The 17,103-nt window shown below is 46.5% G+C and carries 20 protein-coding genes and 5 pseudogenes; 2 read left to right on the top strand and 23 right to left on the bottom strand.

Annotated elements, in window-relative coordinates; all coding sequences use genetic code 11:
• Positions 1 to 55 precede the first annotated feature (55 nt).
• From JCM14467_RS19440 to JCM14467_RS07155, 3 genes and pseudogenes are all read right to left on the bottom strand, one after another.
• Positions 56 to 181: a hypothetical protein gene (locus JCM14467_RS19440; protein ID WP_256359227.1), complete on the bottom strand. Its 126-nt coding sequence runs from the start codon at positions 179 to 181 to the stop codon at positions 56 to 58.
• A 44-nt stretch (positions 182 to 225) separates the two neighbouring features.
• Positions 226 to 1,270: pseudogene (locus JCM14467_RS07150) on the bottom strand (type II glyceraldehyde-3-phosphate dehydrogenase).
• A gap of 3 nt (positions 1,271 to 1,273) precedes the next feature.
• On the bottom strand, positions 1,274 to 2,485 hold the full coding sequence (locus JCM14467_RS07155) for a phosphoglycerate kinase (RefSeq protein ID WP_054849623.1): 1,212 nt from the start codon (positions 2,483 to 2,485) through the stop codon (positions 1,274 to 1,276).
• Between the two features lie 129 nt (positions 2,486 to 2,614).
• Between JCM14467_RS07155 and JCM14467_RS07160 the strand changes: the two genes are divergently transcribed.
• A complete protein-coding gene (locus tag JCM14467_RS07160; protein WP_054849624.1) occupies positions 2,615 to 3,211 on the top strand; it encodes a KH domain-containing protein in 597 nt (198 codons plus the stop codon).
• Here the strand turns inward: JCM14467_RS07160 and JCM14467_RS07165 are convergent.
• The 4 genes and pseudogenes from JCM14467_RS07165 to tes form a co-directional block, all read right to left on the bottom strand.
• Entirely contained in the window at positions 3,184 to 3,852 is a 669-nt protein-coding gene (locus tag JCM14467_RS07165; protein ID WP_252901017.1) for a 30S ribosomal protein S3ae, read from the bottom strand. The two genes, JCM14467_RS07160 and JCM14467_RS07165, sit on opposite strands and share 28 nt — an antisense overlap.
• Before the next feature lie 40 nt (positions 3,853 to 3,892).
• The gene (locus JCM14467_RS07170; protein ID WP_054849625.1) at positions 3,893 to 4,156 is read right to left on the bottom strand and encodes a KEOPS complex subunit Pcc1; all 264 of its coding nucleotides are present in this window, start codon (positions 4,154 to 4,156) and stop codon (positions 3,893 to 3,895) included.
• A gap of 85 nt (positions 4,157 to 4,241) precedes the next feature.
• Complete coding sequence (locus JCM14467_RS07175) at positions 4,242 to 5,309, bottom strand: hypothetical protein (protein WP_252901018.1); 1,068 nt, start codon at positions 5,307 to 5,309, stop codon at positions 4,242 to 4,244.
• A gap of 86 nt (positions 5,310 to 5,395) precedes the next feature.
• Positions 5,396 to 7,110 (bottom strand): annotated as a pseudogene (gene tes, locus JCM14467_RS07180) (tetraether lipid synthase Tes).
• A gap of 67 nt (positions 7,111 to 7,177) precedes the next feature.
• Here tes and JCM14467_RS07185 point away from each other — a divergent pair.
• On the top strand, positions 7,178 to 7,816 hold the full coding sequence (locus JCM14467_RS07185; RefSeq protein WP_252901019.1) for a TrmB family transcriptional regulator: 639 nt from the start codon (positions 7,178 to 7,180) through the stop codon (positions 7,814 to 7,816).
• Between the two features lie 113 nt (positions 7,817 to 7,929).
• Here the strand turns inward: JCM14467_RS07185 and serS are convergent, their stop codons facing one another.
• The 16 genes and pseudogenes from serS to JCM14467_RS16900 all read right to left on the bottom strand — a co-directional run bounded on the left by serS (position 7,930) and on the right by JCM14467_RS16900 (position 17,076).
• Positions 7,930 to 9,336: a serine--tRNA ligase gene (serS, locus tag JCM14467_RS07190; RefSeq protein WP_054849626.1), complete on the bottom strand. Its 1,407-nt coding sequence runs from the start codon at positions 9,334 to 9,336 to the stop codon at positions 7,930 to 7,932.
• A 47-nt stretch (positions 9,337 to 9,383) separates the two neighbouring features.
• Positions 9,384 to 10,288 (bottom strand): annotated as a pseudogene (locus JCM14467_RS07195) (3-methyl-2-oxobutanoate dehydrogenase subunit beta).
• 5 nt (positions 10,289 to 10,293) lie between these two features.
• Positions 10,294 to 11,507: pseudogene (locus JCM14467_RS07200) on the bottom strand (pyruvate ferredoxin oxidoreductase).
• Positions 11,508 to 11,783, bottom strand: a complete 276-nt coding sequence (locus JCM14467_RS07205; RefSeq protein ID WP_054849661.1) for a 4Fe-4S binding protein — start codon at positions 11,781 to 11,783, stop codon at positions 11,508 to 11,510.
• A 1-nt stretch (position 11,784) separates the two neighbouring features.
• Positions 11,785 to 12,348, bottom strand: coding sequence for a 2-oxoacid:acceptor oxidoreductase family protein (locus JCM14467_RS07210; RefSeq protein ID WP_054849627.1), 564 nt, complete (start codon positions 12,346 to 12,348; stop codon positions 11,785 to 11,787).
• 230 nt (positions 12,349 to 12,578) lie between these two features.
• On the bottom strand, positions 12,579 to 12,977 hold the full coding sequence (locus JCM14467_RS07215; protein ID WP_054849662.1) for a YkgJ family cysteine cluster protein: 399 nt from the start codon (positions 12,975 to 12,977) through the stop codon (positions 12,579 to 12,581).
• A 154-nt stretch (positions 12,978 to 13,131) separates the two neighbouring features.
• The gene (locus tag JCM14467_RS07220; RefSeq protein ID WP_252901020.1) at positions 13,132 to 13,404 is read right to left on the bottom strand and encodes a hypothetical protein; all 273 of its coding nucleotides are present in this window, start codon (positions 13,402 to 13,404) and stop codon (positions 13,132 to 13,134) included.
• On the bottom strand, positions 13,404 to 13,718 hold the full coding sequence (locus JCM14467_RS07225) for a hypothetical protein (protein ID WP_054849629.1): 315 nt from the start codon (positions 13,716 to 13,718) through the stop codon (positions 13,404 to 13,406). Before JCM14467_RS07225 ends, JCM14467_RS07220 begins: the two co-directional genes overlap by 1 nt.
• A gap of 72 nt (positions 13,719 to 13,790) precedes the next feature.
• Entirely contained in the window at positions 13,791 to 13,943 is a 153-nt protein-coding gene (locus tag JCM14467_RS16870) for a hypothetical protein (protein WP_252901021.1), read from the bottom strand.
• 187 nt (positions 13,944 to 14,130) lie between these two features.
• Positions 14,131 to 14,426, bottom strand: a pseudogene (locus JCM14467_RS07230) (MTH1187 family thiamine-binding protein).
• 48 nt (positions 14,427 to 14,474) lie between these two features.
• Positions 14,475 to 14,921 carry an HAD-IC family P-type ATPase gene (locus JCM14467_RS16875; RefSeq protein ID WP_252901022.1) on the bottom strand — a complete coding sequence of 149 codons (447 nt, stop codon included), beginning with the start codon at positions 14,919 to 14,921 and terminating at the stop codon, positions 14,475 to 14,477.
• Positions 14,876 to 15,346 (bottom strand): HAD-IC family P-type ATPase, encoded by a 471-nt coding sequence (locus JCM14467_RS16880; RefSeq protein WP_252901023.1) that lies wholly within the window; start codon positions 15,344 to 15,346, stop codon positions 14,876 to 14,878. Before JCM14467_RS16880 ends, JCM14467_RS16875 begins: the two co-directional genes overlap by 46 nt.
• Positions 15,347 to 15,389: 43 nt before the next feature.
• Positions 15,390 to 15,545: a hypothetical protein gene (locus tag JCM14467_RS16885; protein WP_252901024.1), complete on the bottom strand. Its 156-nt coding sequence runs from the start codon at positions 15,543 to 15,545 to the stop codon at positions 15,390 to 15,392.
• 11 nt (positions 15,546 to 15,556) lie between these two features.
• Positions 15,557 to 16,105, bottom strand: coding sequence for an HAD-IC family P-type ATPase (locus JCM14467_RS16890; RefSeq protein WP_252901025.1), 549 nt, complete (start codon positions 16,103 to 16,105; stop codon positions 15,557 to 15,559).
• Positions 16,035 to 16,910: a cation transporter gene (locus tag JCM14467_RS16895; RefSeq protein WP_252901026.1), complete on the bottom strand. Its 876-nt coding sequence runs from the start codon at positions 16,908 to 16,910 to the stop codon at positions 16,035 to 16,037. The genes JCM14467_RS16890 and JCM14467_RS16895 overlap by 71 nt, the downstream gene beginning before the upstream one ends.
• Positions 16,903 to 17,076, bottom strand: coding sequence for a YHS domain-containing protein (locus JCM14467_RS16900; protein ID WP_252901027.1), 174 nt, complete (start codon positions 17,074 to 17,076; stop codon positions 16,903 to 16,905). The genes JCM14467_RS16895 and JCM14467_RS16900 overlap by 8 nt, the downstream gene beginning before the upstream one ends.
• Positions 17,077 to 17,103 lie beyond the last annotated feature (27 nt).

Here is a 17,103-nt window from a genome sequence, read left to right on the forward strand (position 1 = left end):
TGAGCGCTAATTAAGACTCTGAATGGGCCATCACCAACCCTGACAATTAAGCTACCTAGTTATCGACCTTAATCTCATCCGCATAATCACTCACTAAACCCTTGATTAACCTCCTTACCCTATCCTCAAAGCCCGAGGGACCGATTTCCGTTGATAATCGACCCAATAGGTCTATATCCATATAAGTGCGGGGATTATTAAGGCTTAAAAGCTTTGAACCTGTTGTTATGCGAGGTTGTAATTCTTGCCCGTAGTCACCAGGTTAAGGTTTAGGTCGGTCTTCCTGATGGAGTCCCACTTACTGGAGAGCTTGAACATTGCCCTCACGGCATCTACGTTCTCGGGAACCACGATACTTTCCTGGTGAACACCCTGCATCAGGAACAACTCATTCTGGTACACGGTTATTGAGTCCTCTATGATGGCGTTCTCCATCACATCACCCTAAGCTACCCACGTCCCTAGCCCACTCAATTATCTGCGCAAGGGATTCGAACTTCCTCGAGGACACATTAAACAGTAGTATTCTTGGCGTCTCCTCAAGAACCTTCACAACCTCACCCTTACTTACCTGGCCATCAAACTCAATGTTAACCATGTGCAGGTGCATCATTGTTGTTGGTACGGCCACAGCCATCGTGACTATGTCGATGGTCGGTATCACCGTCTGTACGTCAGGCCCATGATGACTGGGCACCGTGGCTGGGTTGAATACCACATCATTAATGGGTCCCTTCTTGAATTCCCTGGGATCAGCACCTCTCCTAATTAGGTACGCCCTAACCCTCCTTATCCTATAACCGTGGATTAAGAAGGCGCTTATTAACCTCGAGAGAGCGGTAGTATTACAGCTGACGACCCTAATGAACCTCTTACCAACAGCCATGTCGTAATTCGCAAGCGCGTTAAAGCTTACCTCGGCAACGTCTGCCTCCTCACCGCCCTGGAATATCGCCCTTAACCCCATTGGCTCGTAAATCTTACCCTTATTTTCGGCACCCACACCATCAGGTGTGGCATCGATGACCACATCGACATACTTAATTAAGTCATTAACGGTCCCCGCAACCTTGACCCCAACCTTCTCAAACTTACTAACCCTATCCTCATAGGTGTATAACCTAATGCCCTTGCTAACAGCGACCTCACTCTCGTAATCTGGTGTTTGCTTAATAACACCGACTAACTCCATGTCATCCATCCTCATTATTGCGTCAGCAACCCTCTTCCCAATCGTTCCATAACCCATTATGCCTACCTTAACGACCATGGCTCACACCCAGAACCTTGACTTGGAGAGTTCAAGAGCCTTAATACCGGGCAGGTATGGATCTGCCAAGAATTGAATAAACGCCCTACCACCGGTGGACACATGACTTATCCTACCTATTAACCCAAACTTCTTAGCTGACATTATTGTGTGGCCACCGCCAATTATTGTGAACTGGGCATTATCAACCATGGCCTTCATAACCTCCCTCGTACCCACTGCAAATTGGTCAACCTCAACGAGACCAAGTGGTCCCGTCATTATTGCAATGTCGGCTGTCGCTACGTACTTATTGAATAAATCAATGGTCTCAGGTCCTATATCGAGCATCGACTGCGCATTGCTCGGCTCAATTACCTTGCCATCCGGCTGCACGGCATCCACTGGGAGTATTACCTTATCATTGAATAGTTTCATCACGTCCATAGCATCGTTAATCGTGCCCTGGTCAACCTTAACACTACCAAGTAATTTATTGTTGCCATGCCTCAAAGCCAGGAATAATTGACCAACTAACCCCCCAATCAACACCTTACTAACTAGGTTCTTACTTAGCAGCGCCTTAATGGCCTTTACCGTCTCGGGAACCTTAGCACCACCGGCAATTAATACCGTGGACACATCCCTAGTGTTGAGCACCTTACCCAATGCATTAACCTCGCTTTCCATTACGAGCCCCATACAACTCGGTAATACATACGGGAACCCAACAATACTTGGCTGCGACCTATGCGCTGTTGCGAATGCGTCAAGGATGAAGTAATTGAATAATGGCGCCAACCTCTTCACTAGGTACGTGTTTGCGAGCTTCTGCGGCTCTCCTTCAATGACCTCCTCACTAATGAACCTAAGGTTATCGAGCATTAGTACCTCACCAGGTCTTAACTTGCTTATCTCCTCACGTGCCTTAGGCCCTATAACATCATCCACAAAGCGCACCTCAATACCGAGGTACTTACTAAGCGCCTTGGCGTGCATCTCAAGGGATACGAATTCCGGGTCTCCAGGTCTACCCTGATGCGTCACTACGACAACGGGCAAGCCTGAATCAACGAGATATCTAATCGTCCTTGAGTGCGCCTCGATCCTGTATTCATCGAGTATTTCACCGGAATCCCTGTTTATTGGTACGTTCATGTCAACTCTAACTAAGACCTTACCCCTACTGCATAGGTTTATTGTCGGGAGTGAACTGGGTATACTGGGTAAACCCATACAACCCAATTATGACTAGGTACTATATTTAAAATTTTCCTACCATAGTAATAATTATAATTATTAATAATTACTAAACCCACGAAGGAAGCAAGATTTTTAATCCGAGAGAATTATGTAGATGAGAACATGATAAGCGATTACATTAAGGGTGGTTTTAAACTCGTGGTTGAGAAGAATAGGTTAAGGGCGATTAACGATTCCGCAAGAGCCATTGAGGAGGAGTTCGGTGTTAAAATAATCGTTGATAATGATAAGGGTGAGGTTACCATAGTACCAGGCAACAACACAAACTTCGACCAATTGATGAAGGCTAAGAATATAATTGAGGCAATATCATATGGCTTTGATTATAATGATGCCCAAAACCTGAGGAATGATAATTATACCCTTGAAATAATTGATTTAAGGGATTATGTTGACAAGGGCAAGTCCAACCACATTAGTAGGATTAAGGCTAGGATAATTGGTGAGGATGGTAGGGCTAAGAGGGTTCTCCAGGAGTTGACTGATACGAACATAGTGATTGGCGATAAGTACATAGCAATACTCGGTCCCTATGAGAATGTTAAGACGGCCAGGGAGGCAATCGAGATGCTCATACGCGGTAGACAACATGCTACGGTATATAGGTGGATTCAGAATTGGAGGAGGGAAAGTAGGTATAGGGAGTTGATGGAGAGATTAAGCAGGACTTATTATGAGGAGGGTGAGGAAGAGGGTTGAGATGTTGTGGTCGCTTCCGCAACCTTGACCTCCTCAGCGGCTGGTTTGACCTCGCCACCGGTTGGGTATTTCAGTACCTTTATCTTGTAAACCTCGACCTTCCTCAATGGGTATATCTTCTTACCAACGGCAAATAGTTGATTACTAATGTCACCAAAAACTGCGGTCTTCACAAACCCATTGAAGTCAACCTTGCTCGCGATTTCATTCAATGTCTTAGAAAACTCCCTCCTAATTGCCCTCTTTTGGCTTGATTTGCACCTAGTAGGTGTCATGGCGAGGACCGTGACCTTGAGTAATGCGTTATCCGTTGTATTTATGTCCTGAATCAATTGAATAAGGCTTGAACCCCTCCTAATTAAGCTCTTTACATAGTCCCTCGTCAACTCCATGCCTTTAAATCTCGTGTATGCCCTCTCACCCTCAACCCTATCTATCTGGAACCTCAACTTTATGTGCAGGTGACTGAGGTCTCTCGTGATGTCAAATAATGTAACCTCAATGGTCCTGCCAATGAGTGCGTTGGGCTCATTAGCAGGTACTTCACCAAGCTCTATTCCGTTGAATAATGCAGGTGCGTATACCGTAAACCACTTCTTAATCATCCACTTACCTGTCTTAACCTGCTTCTGCTCTGACACGTTGATCTTATCGTTGATCAAAAAGACCCTTTTTATATTTTTACCTTCCTAACCCATTAAGGGACTCCAATGCAATCCTGAGATTCCTAATGAAATCATCAATCGTATTATAAACACTCAACAACCTATCACTCTCCACACTATACACGACCTCATAAATGAGCTTATCATCAACGCACTTAATGGTTGATGAAACACCCTGCGGCAAGTCCCTTTCGTCAGGTAATAATGATGCTATTATTACCCGGCAATCCTCCTGGGATTTCACGGCAATCTCCAGGACAACCTTACCATTGACTATCATTGTCTCAATCCCTTAACCACTATTGAGTAGTTACCACGTTTAAATACTAGGTCCGCATCCGTAACCTCCTCATTAAATGCACAAATTAACTGTAGGGCTCATTCTCGATAAGGAAAGATTTACTCCTGCTATCGATTTTAAAATTAATAATTGAACATAACCTGTCAATTAATGTTAATGGTTGGTAACCCTGCCTAACCGTGATACTGTCCCTATCTAATTGCTTCACATATTCACTGATCACACCTAGGTATTTAGTGATTGAGCCATTCATTTCCTTAACGCTTTGCGGATTAAGTATTGGAGCCAATAAACCACCTGCGTACTCCCAAAGCACTAGTTGAGATTCTACGGCGAGTATCGTCTCTAGAACATCAACATCGGTATTAATCCACCTCCTATGCATGAGCACGAGCTTATCAAGATAATCACCCCTAAACCCGGCTCCTAGCATGAAATCACTTATATGCTTCAGTAAAGTCATAACCTCGTCCTCGTTAAGGTCCTTATACGATGCATCAACCTTCTTAGTAATGGTCTTCACGAGGTTCTTAGCCTCGGTCTCATTGCCCGTGATGTTGGGTATTACGGGTGAGAAGGCGCGCGTGAGAGATATGCTCAATGGTAGCCTTAGTATGCCTGGTAATGCTGGGTAATTAATGAACTCCGTTGTTAACCACCCATTGAATAATGAGACGTTATAGTCTGGCATTACGGAAAACTCATACGTAATCGCCGCCTCTAGAAACCTCATTGAGTCCTGACTTAATTCATTATTTAGTAATTGCCATATTAATTGGGGTATTGAGTCCGTGAACTCGAGATAAGCATCGGCATTCACCCAGTCAATGCCTTCCCTACCAATTACAAACACCCTCTTACCACTGAGGGAGTTCACGAATTCATTAAATTGCATTATCGTGGGTGGGTCAATAAATAGAATTGAATTATACCTGCTTATTACGTCTCTTCTTAAATCATTTATTGACTCAAGCGTTAGTAATGTTATGTGCGTTAATAGGCCCCTCCTAAATCGCTCCATTAAAAGTGCTATGGCTGAGAATAGGGAGTTTATGAATGGTGGTACAACCATGAGTAGATTATCTGATGAGTTTATGACAGAATCCAGGACAAACCTACTCCTCGGTTTCACACTACCTGTGGATAAAGAAATACTTATTAATAATTACTTAGGTGTAGAGTTGAATAAATACGGGTAAATTAATAATTGCGGTAAAATTATACGTAAACTGCGGTATTCTTAGCAAGCTTAATCTTCAGCCAGTCCTTCACATCCATCTTAAAGCTGTGCTCAACCTTATCCCTGTGGAAGTTATTCATTGTACAGAAGGGTATTATCCTACCATCGGGCGTTGCATAGTGTATATCGCACCTCTGGACCCTCTGCACATCGAAGTTGAACACGTCCATGAAGTGCATTATGCCAAGGCCAACCACATTAAACATTACCTGGCCCAGGGACTCGTAGTCCTTCTTTATTAGGAAGTTGGCAAGTATGTTCCTAAAGCCTTGTGCTTAACATATCTAAGCAGCTTAAGAGTCTCCACGGTGGCTATTCCCCTCCAAACACCGCCCCTAACAGCCTTACTGTGCAGGTCCCAAACAGTCTTCTCAAAGCCGTCAACATCAACGACCTTAGTTATTGGGAGTATCTCCTTAGTATCCTCGTCATAGTATATGAACGTTGATGCACCACATACTGGGTTATTGCCGAACAACGGCTTTGGACTACCCGTTATTGCCTCAACGAGCTTACCGATGGCTACGGGCCAGTTAACTGGTCTCCAGTCCCACTTACTTATCTTACCACCTGTCTGAACCTCGATCTCATTTATAACGTCAGGTATTGTGATCCTAAACTGCCTAATCTCCTCGGGACTATACTCCTTAGCCCTACCGGCAAAGGCCACGGCTGTATGTTAATCCACCTAACTACGTCCCTATTCTCAACCGCGAAATCAATTATCTTGCCAATATCCTTATCATTGTAGTTCCTGGCCATGGTGATAACCAAAACCACGGATCTATGTCCAAGCTTCCTAGCATTCTCAATAACCTTCTTCTTAACAGCCACGTAGGCCCTTGGGTCATAAAGCCTATGCCTCCAAACACCCTGGTTATTGGAGTCTATAGTATCGAACTGCAGGTATATGGTCGACATGCCCGCGTCCAAGAGCTTCTTGTAATAGTCTATATCGTTGGCAAGCCTAATACCGTTGGTGTTCACCTCAATGTGGTCGAAGCCAGGGCCTTCGCCATCCTAATTATCTCCGGCAGGTCATTCCTCAGAGTCGGCTCGCCACCGCTGAATTGAATGGCATTGGGCGCCCAGGGCTTCTGAGCCCTTAGTGTCCTTAGCATGTACTCAATCTGCTCAAGCGTTGGCTCGTAGACGTAACCGGCCGCGTAGGCGTTTGCGAAGCAAACCGGGCACTTCATGTTGCACCTATTTGTCACGTCGATTATTGCGAGTACGGTATTCGTCTTATGGACTGGGCACAGTCCACAACCCTGTGGACAGCTGCCTGCTGCTAGGTAGTAGTTTAGGTCTGTGTTTGGGTTTGCGGTCCCCTTGCCAATGTACTCAGGTGCGTCCCACTGGAGGAAGTAGTAGTAAAGTTCAGCATCACCCCAGTACAGGTCCCTGAATGTGCCGTGCTCCGGGCAGGTCTTCTTCAGCCATATTGCCCCATCCTCCTCATAAACAACCATCGGTATCTGCTTACTGCAAACTGGGCATACGGATACTGAGACCTTAACAACCCTAACATGGTCAGGCAAGCCGAATTGCTTCTTCCACATGCGCTGAAGGGCCTCATTCTCAAGGGCATTCCTATAATGCTAGGCAGCTTGAACCTACTCAAGTCCACGAGTGGTTTTCTCGGCTTTTGCACCTCAATTAACTCCGTCTTAGCCGTCGCTACCTGAACCATTACGGTAATTGAGGGTTAATTCTTTAAAAGCTTTGTCGCCAACTGATACTCTCAGTAGTGTTTTAGTATGAGCATTGAAAAGAGACTTCAGGACTTGGCGAGATTCATTGGGTTAACGAGTTACGACATAAAGGCGTACATAGCCCTTGTGGAGAATGGACCATTAACCGCGAGGGATGTCGCGGCAAAGGCTAATATACCATCATCAAAGGTATACTCAGTACTTCATAAATTGTACAGGTTAGGTTATGTCGAGATTGATGATAAGAGGAGACCCGAATTGTTCTACGCCATATCTCCAACGGACATATTCAATAGGCTTGTACAGAGGTTCTCGGACTATGTTAACTCGATAAAGCCATTGATAGACTCACTACAGCTAATGTATGAGTCCGCCTATAGGGGCAGGGTTGCGGCTCAAAGCGAACTTCTATACGTCGTTAGGGGTCTCGACAGCACTAAGGAGTTGATAATGAAATCCATGGGTTATGGAAACCTGGACGTTGCAACGCCATACCCAGAACTACTTGACCATAGAGTCCTGTCCATGATTGAGGATATATCACGTAATAGCGAGGTTAGGCTCCTGGTTACCCATGACTTAGTAAATCATATCAGGGACTTACCACCCAGGATACACATTAGGTTAGGGACAAACTATTTGGTGGTGGCTTCATCGGTGTTGGCGGTGTTGTCTCATTATTAGACATGGCACTGATTACATAAGCCTATACTCAAGGCAAGACTACATAATCGATATTGCAAAGACGTACTTCAATAATCTTTGGAATGATGCGGAGGTCCTCCAGCGATAGTGTCTCACTCGATTATTGGGTTACCCTTATCATTCCTCCTAACCTTCTTCCTCGGGTAAATGGCGTCTGTTGGGCCCTTACTGAATATTTCCAGGTATTTCCTTAGGACCTTTGGTATTACCACGGTACCGTCAGGTTCCTGGTAATTCTCGAGTATTGCCGTTATAGCCCTGGTGCTGGCTATGGCTGTCGAGTTCAGTGTATGCACGAACTCCCTCCTCATATCCTTCCTAAGAACCCTAACCCCAAGCTTAGCCGATTGCCAGTCGGTGCAGTTGCTGCATGAGACCATCTCCCTATACATACCCTGGGCGGGCATCCAGACTTCGAGGTCATACTGCTTAGCCGCACACCTACCCATGTCATGGGCGCAGAGCAGTACTACCCTATATGGCAGTCCAAGTCCCTGCCAAAGCTCCTCTGCATTCTTTATTAACTCCTCATGCCACTTCCAACTATCCTCGGGTAGTGAGAATATGAACTGCTCAACCTTATGGAACTGGTGAACCCTGAAGATCCCCTTCATATCCCTATTACCTGCGCTAGCCTCCCTCCTAAAGCTCGGCGATACGCCAACAAACAATAGTGGTAATTGATCCTCAAGAAGCTCGGTACGCCTTAGGTAAGCAGCTATTGGGTGCTCCGCCGTGCCTATTAAGTACAGGTCCTCATTCTCCACCTTATACACCATATCCTTAAACGTCTCCATGTCTAGAATCTCGGAGAGAACCTCGTACTTAAGCATGTAGGGTGGTAATACGAGCCTAAAGCCCTTCTTAGTCATGTAATCAATGGCGTAGGCTATCAATGCCATGTCCAGCATCACCAAGTCATCAAATAGGTAGTAAAACCTCGAACCGGCCACCTCACCGGCCTTAAGCGTATCGCCCATGCCAAGGACTACCTCGAGCATATCCGCATGGCCAATAGGCTTCCAATCAATGGTCTCATAGGGCACGTTAAAGCCAAAGCGCTCGGTTTGGTCCTTAAACTCCTTAATGTGGCTAACCCATACCTTGGGTGTTCCGTAGAACCTGACAGGTATTGCATCAACACCCTCTGGGCAGTTGTAGGGCACGCTCTCATGCACCAGGTTCGGTATTGACCTGAGAACCTTCTCCCTCTCCCTCTCAACACTCTCCAACTCCTGCTCCTTCTTCTGAATCTCATTCAGTAGTTCCTTAGCCTCCATTATCTTCCTCTCCCTCTCAGCACCGCTCAACTTACTAACCTCCTTAGTAAGCACGTTATGCCTATGCCTCAACTCATCAATCTCAGCCTTAAGACTCCTCCACTTACTGTCAAGCTCTATGAACTTATCAACAATGCTAACGTCCATCCTCCTCTTCCTAAGTGAGTCCTTGACAATGTCCGGTCTATTCCTTAATGCATCTAATAAGCTCCAGCTCATTTGGTCTGGGGAATCTACACAATTATTAAATTTTATTTTAATGACGTTCACTTAAAAATCTCAGCAAGCCTTAGTATTAATTCCCACTGCCTATCGATCTTCTCCTCCATAACCTTAATATCCTCAGGTCTCAGGTGAACGAACCTACCCTGAATCTTCAAGTACTCCTCCAGCGGCCTCCTCCTCGACTTATCCCTATACGGCAGACTCGGCGGACTAATGGTCAACTTACCCTGATTATACTCCCATAAAATCCAGGCACCAGTCTCAACGGCAAGCCTTGCGGCCTGATGGTATAGGCGTCCTCCATGCGCCAACCGGGTGGGCATGGTGCGTGTAGGTGTATGAACTTGAATCCCTTTACCTGCATAGCCCTCCTAACCTTGTCGATGAAGTCCATTGGGTATGCTATGCTTGCAGTGGCTACGTAGGGCACCTTGTGCATGAGCATTATCAATGCCACATCCTTCTTATCCTCAGTCTTGCCCCTTGGTGACGTGGTTGTCCACGCCATCCAAGACGTTGTGCCGCTCGCCTGTATTCCAGTGTTCATGTAAGCCTCGTTATCAGCCATTATGTATAGTATGTCCTCATTCCTATACGCAGCACCGCTTAAGGTTGCGAAACCGATGTCGGCAGTTGCGCCGTCACCAGCCCAAACAACCACAGGCCCATTAATACCCCTCTGTCTCACGGCTCTAACTAAGCCGCTGGCGACTGCGGGGCTTGAGGCAAATGGCACGTGAAGCACAGGGAATGAGTATGCAGTGTGCGGTGCGGTGCCAGGTATTACGCTTGAACACCCAGCCGGTATTACCATGGCAAGCTTACCATCAAGCGCCATCGCCAATTGCCTCATGCCAACCTGCAATGGGCAGCCAGGGCATGCGGCTGTGCCAGGCATTATGAACTTAGTCCTGCCGTACTTATGTAATTCGCTCATCGTGACCATGCCCATCACCCCTCAACCTTCGGTATGTACCAGTACTTCCTAATCCTTACTAAGCCCTCACGCTCAACCTTATCCACGAAGTCCCTCATTATCGCCTTAAACTCATCGGCTGAAACATCAAACCCACCAATTCCCGCTAATACTCCCTCAAAGGAGGTGTTACTTGGTATTAACCCGCTTAATTCGCCGGCTAATATACCACCCATGCCGGCTGAGTAGTCCCTATCAAATATTATTACGCCCTTCATGCCATTGACCCAGCCTGAAATGTCCTCCTCAGGGAATGGCCTTATGTACCTAATCCTTAACAGCCCAATTGGGTATCCCTCATCCCTAAGTCTATCAACTGCGTTCATTATATCCCCACTCCACGCACCCATTGACACGGCTAGGTACTTAGCATCACTACATCTATAGCACTCAGTTAATGACCCGTACTTCCTACCCGTTAACTTCCCATACTCATCATAGACCTCGGCGATGACCTTCTTAGCGGATTCCATGGACTCGTCCATATACTTCTTAAGTAGTGCGTGGTAGACGTCATTACGGGGTAGGTTACCCATTGTTATTGGCTCGCCACCAGGCTCAACGGTATATGGAATTCTCGGATTTCTGGGCGGTAACCACGCATCTACATCCTCCTGTGACGGTATGTCCAGGGGTTCCGCTGTATGGCTGAGTATGAACCCATCAAGGCCAATGGCCACCGGTAATAATACCCTCTCATCCTCGCTTATCTTGAATGCCGTTAATGTCATGTCAAAGGCTCCTGCACATTCTGAGCCATACCAATTATCCACCCACTATCCCTAATAGCCAGTATGTCCGTGTGCTCATCATGTATATTCCACGGTGGTCCAACGACTCTCGTAACCACAGCCATGACCAACGGAACCCTCGAGGCCGCAGCCCACCAAAGCATCTCATACATGTAGAACAGCCCATGGCTTGAGGTTGCTGTGAATGCCCTTGCGCCGCCTGCTGCCGCGCCATACACCGTGGCCAATGCCGCAAACTCACTCTCAACCCTAACATAATCCGCCTTCAACTCACCTCTCTCGATCATTTCGCTGATTCTCTCGACAATGAGGGTCTGCGGCGTTATTGGGTATGCAGAGACCACGTTGACTCTTGCTAGCTTAACGGCCTCAGCAACCGCATGATCACCTACCAAGACCCTCCTAACCTGCTTCGCCAGGGATATCTGCTTACTCATTCACACCACCCCCTCCTTAACCATGTCTATAGCCTTAACTGGACAGACATCGGCGCAGATTCCGCAGCCCTTGCAATAGTCGTAATTTATCCTCACACTCTTATCCTCAAGCCAGTCAATGACATTCTCAGGGCAGTAGAGCCAACACAGACCACACTTGGTGCACTTAGAGTAATTAATGACAGGCCTATACACGCGCCAAGTACCAGTCCTACCACCAGCGCCTTCTGCAGGAGTTGAAAGTAAGAGACCTCTCAATTTCTCGGCGACACCCATCTCACTCACCCCTGACCAATTCATAGCCCATCTTAACGGCCTCGGCATTCAATTTAACCAAGCTCTCCCTACCAACGAATTCAGGCAGTGATGCGATGATTGAGTCAAGGCTAACAACACCTGTCACCCTCGCAACAGCCCCTAGTAATGGCGTACTCACTATGTGCCAACCAGCAATTACCAAGCCAAGCTTCTCACTTATTGATGTGGCATCAACGTAATAAGTTCTATACCCGGTCCTTATTGGTGTTGGTGAATTAACAATTATTATAGAGTCCCTACTCTTCATGAGCTCATCCACATTAACTAAATCAAGGACACTTGAAATAAGGACGACAAGCACGTCAGCCTTCCTCACATTGCTATGAAGTAGTATGGGTTTATCAGCAATCCTCGCATACGACTTAACAACAGCGCCCCTACGCTCAGCGCCAAACTCTGGAATAGCCTGGCCCCACTTACCATCCTTAAGCGCGGCGGACACGAGAATCCTAGCCGCAGTGACGCCACCCTGCCCGCCCCTGCCAAGTATTATGAATTCAGTTACCTCGGTCATATCGCTCATGAACGTAGGCGCTAGGGGCTTTATAAATGCTTCTGGTAGGTTATTTATCTCTAAATGGTAAAAATAGTTAAATATAAATCCATAGACTACTTAGATAGCTTAATAAATGTGCCACGAAATACATAAAAACTAATGCCACGCATTCTAAGGTCATGTCTAAATTCATATGATGATGCTATTAATATTTATTTTAATGATAGTGTATTAATGCTTATTTTACTTAAGTAAAATTAACTTGAACGAACACCGTACCTTAACCGAACCCAATCTCTTGTTTGTCGCGACCTAGCTATGAACAATGGCAAGTACTTACCAAGTCTATCAACCTCGCCTTGCTTCACGGTGTTCCAGGCTGGGCATTCCTTATCAATGTACGGCCCCTCAACATCGTCATAAACCAGCGGGTAAAGCCTACAACCGATTGGCCTATTCTCATATATCGTGCATTCCATGGTCTGTGGATTAAGGAATACGCAATGCCCATTAACATTCTTTAACCTCCATATCTCGCCATCAAACACTGCGAAGTCCGTGAGCCTATACCCCAGCCTAGTTATCCTCTCAATATCCTCGGGCAGGAGCTCCATTTGTGTGTTTAAACAGCACTTACCGCATCTTGTACAATTCATTTTAACCTCGAAAAACTCCGGGTCATCAAATACCGTGCCAAGTCTCACGTGACCTTAACCATAACCCACCAACCCAGCCCACCAGACCCTCTTATATCTCAGTGGGCAATGCTCACCTCATTGCTAAATCGCTAATCCCAATTACGATTGCTCGTTAATAATCGACGAAATGGTTATCCTTAATGTACACCTCCTCGTAACTACCCAGTATCGTCTTCCTCCGCACCACACGGTAATGCTCGCACCTCTGTGACTTAACTATTTCAGAAATGATCTTATACATGTCCTCTGGAGTTAACCTTTGGTTCTTTCTCAACTCCCCTAGGATCTTCACAAACTTATCATCAGGATATCTCCTCAGGTCTGAGAGAAACTCCGCGACCCACCTTATAATGCTGATTACATCCTCGATCAAGTCCATACTCATTAATGCGCACCACCCACGTACAGCATTTCACGGGCAAGCCTTATGTACAACTTCGTAAGTGCATCAACTAGCCAATCCTCAGCCTGCAACCCCTCCTCCCTCAACCTATCCCTCACCAAGTCCTTAATAATGGTGATAAAGGGCTCACCATACTTACTGGGTATGCCGTAGTCAGCCAGCAACCCCTCCAATTCCCTCCTCACCACGCCCCAATCCTCCCTGTCACTACTCGCTAATAACTCCGCTGATATTTCATGCCTCATCACCGCCAACGCCCCTCCACCCTCCTTCGTGACCTCATTCATGACATGCATGAATGGATCCTCGCCAGGGTTTTCATGATGCTCGCTAACCCACTTACTCGAGGCCGAGAATAACGCTTGAAGTTATGTTTGCCCAACGCCATATATGACGCCATTACTCAAGGCAATGTAAACACTATTACCCCTACCATCACGCAAGCTATACAAGTCAATCACCGAACCATTAATAGTCCACGAACTCTCCCGCTTGATAATGAGCCTATCAACCGACTGCATATCCAGTAATAATACTAAAAATTAACATTTATATTTTTAGGGTCTCGGCAACCCAAACTCATTTTACTTTAGCGTTAAAGGAATGTGCAATTGATTGAATTTAACCTTAGTATTCACGTCCTTAGATTTAAAAATCATAAATATCCTTAACATCTAAGTCTATACGTATCACTAGGTATTACCCGTCTTAACCCTTGACCCTATTGACCTTATACTCCATTGTTATTGCTTTATCACGCCTATCATCAATCCTAACGGTGGTTACGATCCTCCTAATGCCGGCCCTATAAAGGGCATCGTGAATGTCCTGAAGAAGCTTACCCAATGCCTCAACACTTGGTAATTCGACTGACGTACCCATGGTCCAACCTCGTATTTATAGCCGGATTTCTTGATCACGTCTACGGCAATTTTTATATAGTCGCCAACGCTCGTGGAGCCCGTGCCAATCGGGTCGATCGCTATCTCCACTATGACGCTCATACCATTACTGGAGACTTCTAGACAATTATTAAGACTTACCTTAAGCCATTAAACACGGCTCCGCCTAAGTCTCAATGCATTGAGCGTTACGGTTATGCTGCTCAGGGCCATTGCAAGGCCGGCCCACTCAGGCCTTATGGTGAGGCTGGGCACAGCGCCTGCAGCTATGGGTATTAACACGGCATTATACATGAATGCATATAATATGTTAAACTTAATGTTGTTTAGTATCCTCCTCGATAATTTAATGAAGCTTAGTATGCTCGTTAAATCATTACTTAGCAGCACCACGTCACCCGCACTCTTCGCTATGTCGGTACCAGCGCCCATGGCTATGCCAATGTCGGCAGTTTTAAGCGCCACTGCATCGTTAATACCATCACCCACCATGGCCACTACACCGAACTTAGTGCTCAACTCCTTAATAATGTTGGCCTTATCATAAGGCATTAACCCAGCATAGACATAGTCAATACCCAACTTCCTGGCAACCATGTTGCAGTCTCGGCATTATCGCCGGTGACCATTATGGGCGTTATACCCATGCGTCTCAACTCATTGATTACCATCGGGGCTTCAGGTCTTATGGAATCGCCAAGTATTACCGCGCCTAATACCTCGTTGTTCATAATTACGTAAACCGCCGTATAACCATCACTGACGTACTTACGGACCTCCTTCTCAATCTCAGGGCTGGCCCTGGCCTCAAAGCCCTTGACCAACCTATCATTGCCAACCCCTATCGTTAAGCCATTCCACTGAGCAACTATACCCATGCCAGGTATGGTGTCGTAACTATCTGCGCTGGGGATTTCCTCATATACTTCCTTAGCTTTTTCAATTATTGCCCTAGCTATTGGGTGGTCGGAGCCCTTCTCGGCAATTGCCGCGTAGTACAGGGCCTTACCATCACCAACCACTGAGATAACACCAAACCTACCCCTGGTTAAGGTACCCGTCTTATCAAGGCAATAGCCTTAATCCTAGGCTTATCTCAATTGCCCTAGACTCCCTAATCAATATGCCGTGTTTTAGGGCATTATTTGTCCCAGCTACGACACTTATTGGTGTTGCCAGTCCAAGGGCGCAAGGGCATGCTATGACCAGTACCGAGGCCATGTGCAGTACGGCTACGTAGATGGCGCGCCAATTAGGTACCAGGCAATGAATGTTGCAGCGCCGGTTCCCATCACGAACCAGGTGAGGTAGGATGCGACCTTATCCACCAGTGACTGTATTGGTATCCTCAATGATTGAGCCTGCCTGGCCTGCCTTATTAACTGGGCTATGAAGGCGTACTCGCCACTCCTCGTGGTCCTAATCCTTAAGTAACCCCTCGTGAGTATTGTGCCAGCAAGCACGAGATCGTTAACACCCTTACGTCTCGGACTTGGCTCACCGGTCATCACGGACTCATCAACGTAACCCTCACCACTATCGACATAACCATCCACTGGTATTACCTCACCCTCCTTAACAACCACCAAGTCCCCAGCCCTAACCTCGTTAATGGGTACCTCCGTCTCCACGCCATTCATAATGACCCTGGCATTCCTCGGGTATAATCTGGTTAACTCCCTCATTGTTGAGCTAACCTTGAGCTTAAGCCTAGTCTCCAGGTAACGCCCAATGAGTATGAAGGTTATTATTGCGGCGCTTGAGTCGAAAAAAGACCTCACCACTTAATACGTGAAGCAACACCAGTACGCTGAATATGTATGCTGATAACGTGCCCAGGGCCACCAACGTGTCCATGTTAGCCGTGGCATTCCTAAAGGCCCTCACGGCACCCCTAACAAAGCGCATGCCAGAGTAAAACTGGACTGGAGTCGCTAGGGCGAAGGATAGGACCGCATACAATGCGTCTGGGATAAGCCTAGCGATGCTTAGGGCTTCTAATGCGAATATTAGTGCCGTTAGTGGAGCTGCCACAATGAGCCTATTCCTAATATCCCTCAAGTCGGTCTCAACAGCCTTCCTATCTACATCAAAATCACCGGCATCGGCCTTAGCAACGTTAATTACCCTAAAGCCAGCACTCTCAATGATTGCCCTGAGCTCATTATCACTTGTTTCCAGCGGGTTGTAAGTAATCATCACTGAGTGGTTAACAGGATTGACAACGACGTTGAAAACACCTGGAATGCATAATGCCCTTGTCACGGTATTTGCCTCCTCCGGCTCAAGACTCCTTAATGTGAGTGTCACCGACTCCCTATAGATGTCATAACCAGCCCTCTGAACAGCCCTTAAGGCCTTGGAGTATTCGAATCGTGTTAGGTCAACTATAACGACTGCTTCATCACTTGCCATGCTGACGCTGGCCGATAAGACACCGTCCACACTCATTAATGCCCTTTGCACGGTTAAGGAACAGGTAGCGCAATGCATGCCAATTATTTTGAAATGGACCTCCTTACCACCGCTAAACCTAAGCCCAACCCTTACCCTGCCCAATTCATCATGAATTGCCTCATTACTCATGCGGCATTCCCTGGGGCCCATGCATTAGGTAGTACTCAGGGTTCTCCTCGAACTTACGCTTACACACTGGTGAGCAGAAGTAGTATATCCTGCCCTTGTATATGGTCTTGTATTGGGTGCTTGTGTCAACCTCCATACCACAGACTGGGTCTATGGCCCTGCCCATACAATGGTGCAATTAATGCACTGAACT

Origin of the sequence: Vulcanisaeta sp. JCM 14467, from assembly GCF_001316245.1 — an archaeon.
Lineage (GTDB): Archaea > Thermoproteota > Thermoprotei > Thermoproteales > Thermocladiaceae > Vulcanisaeta.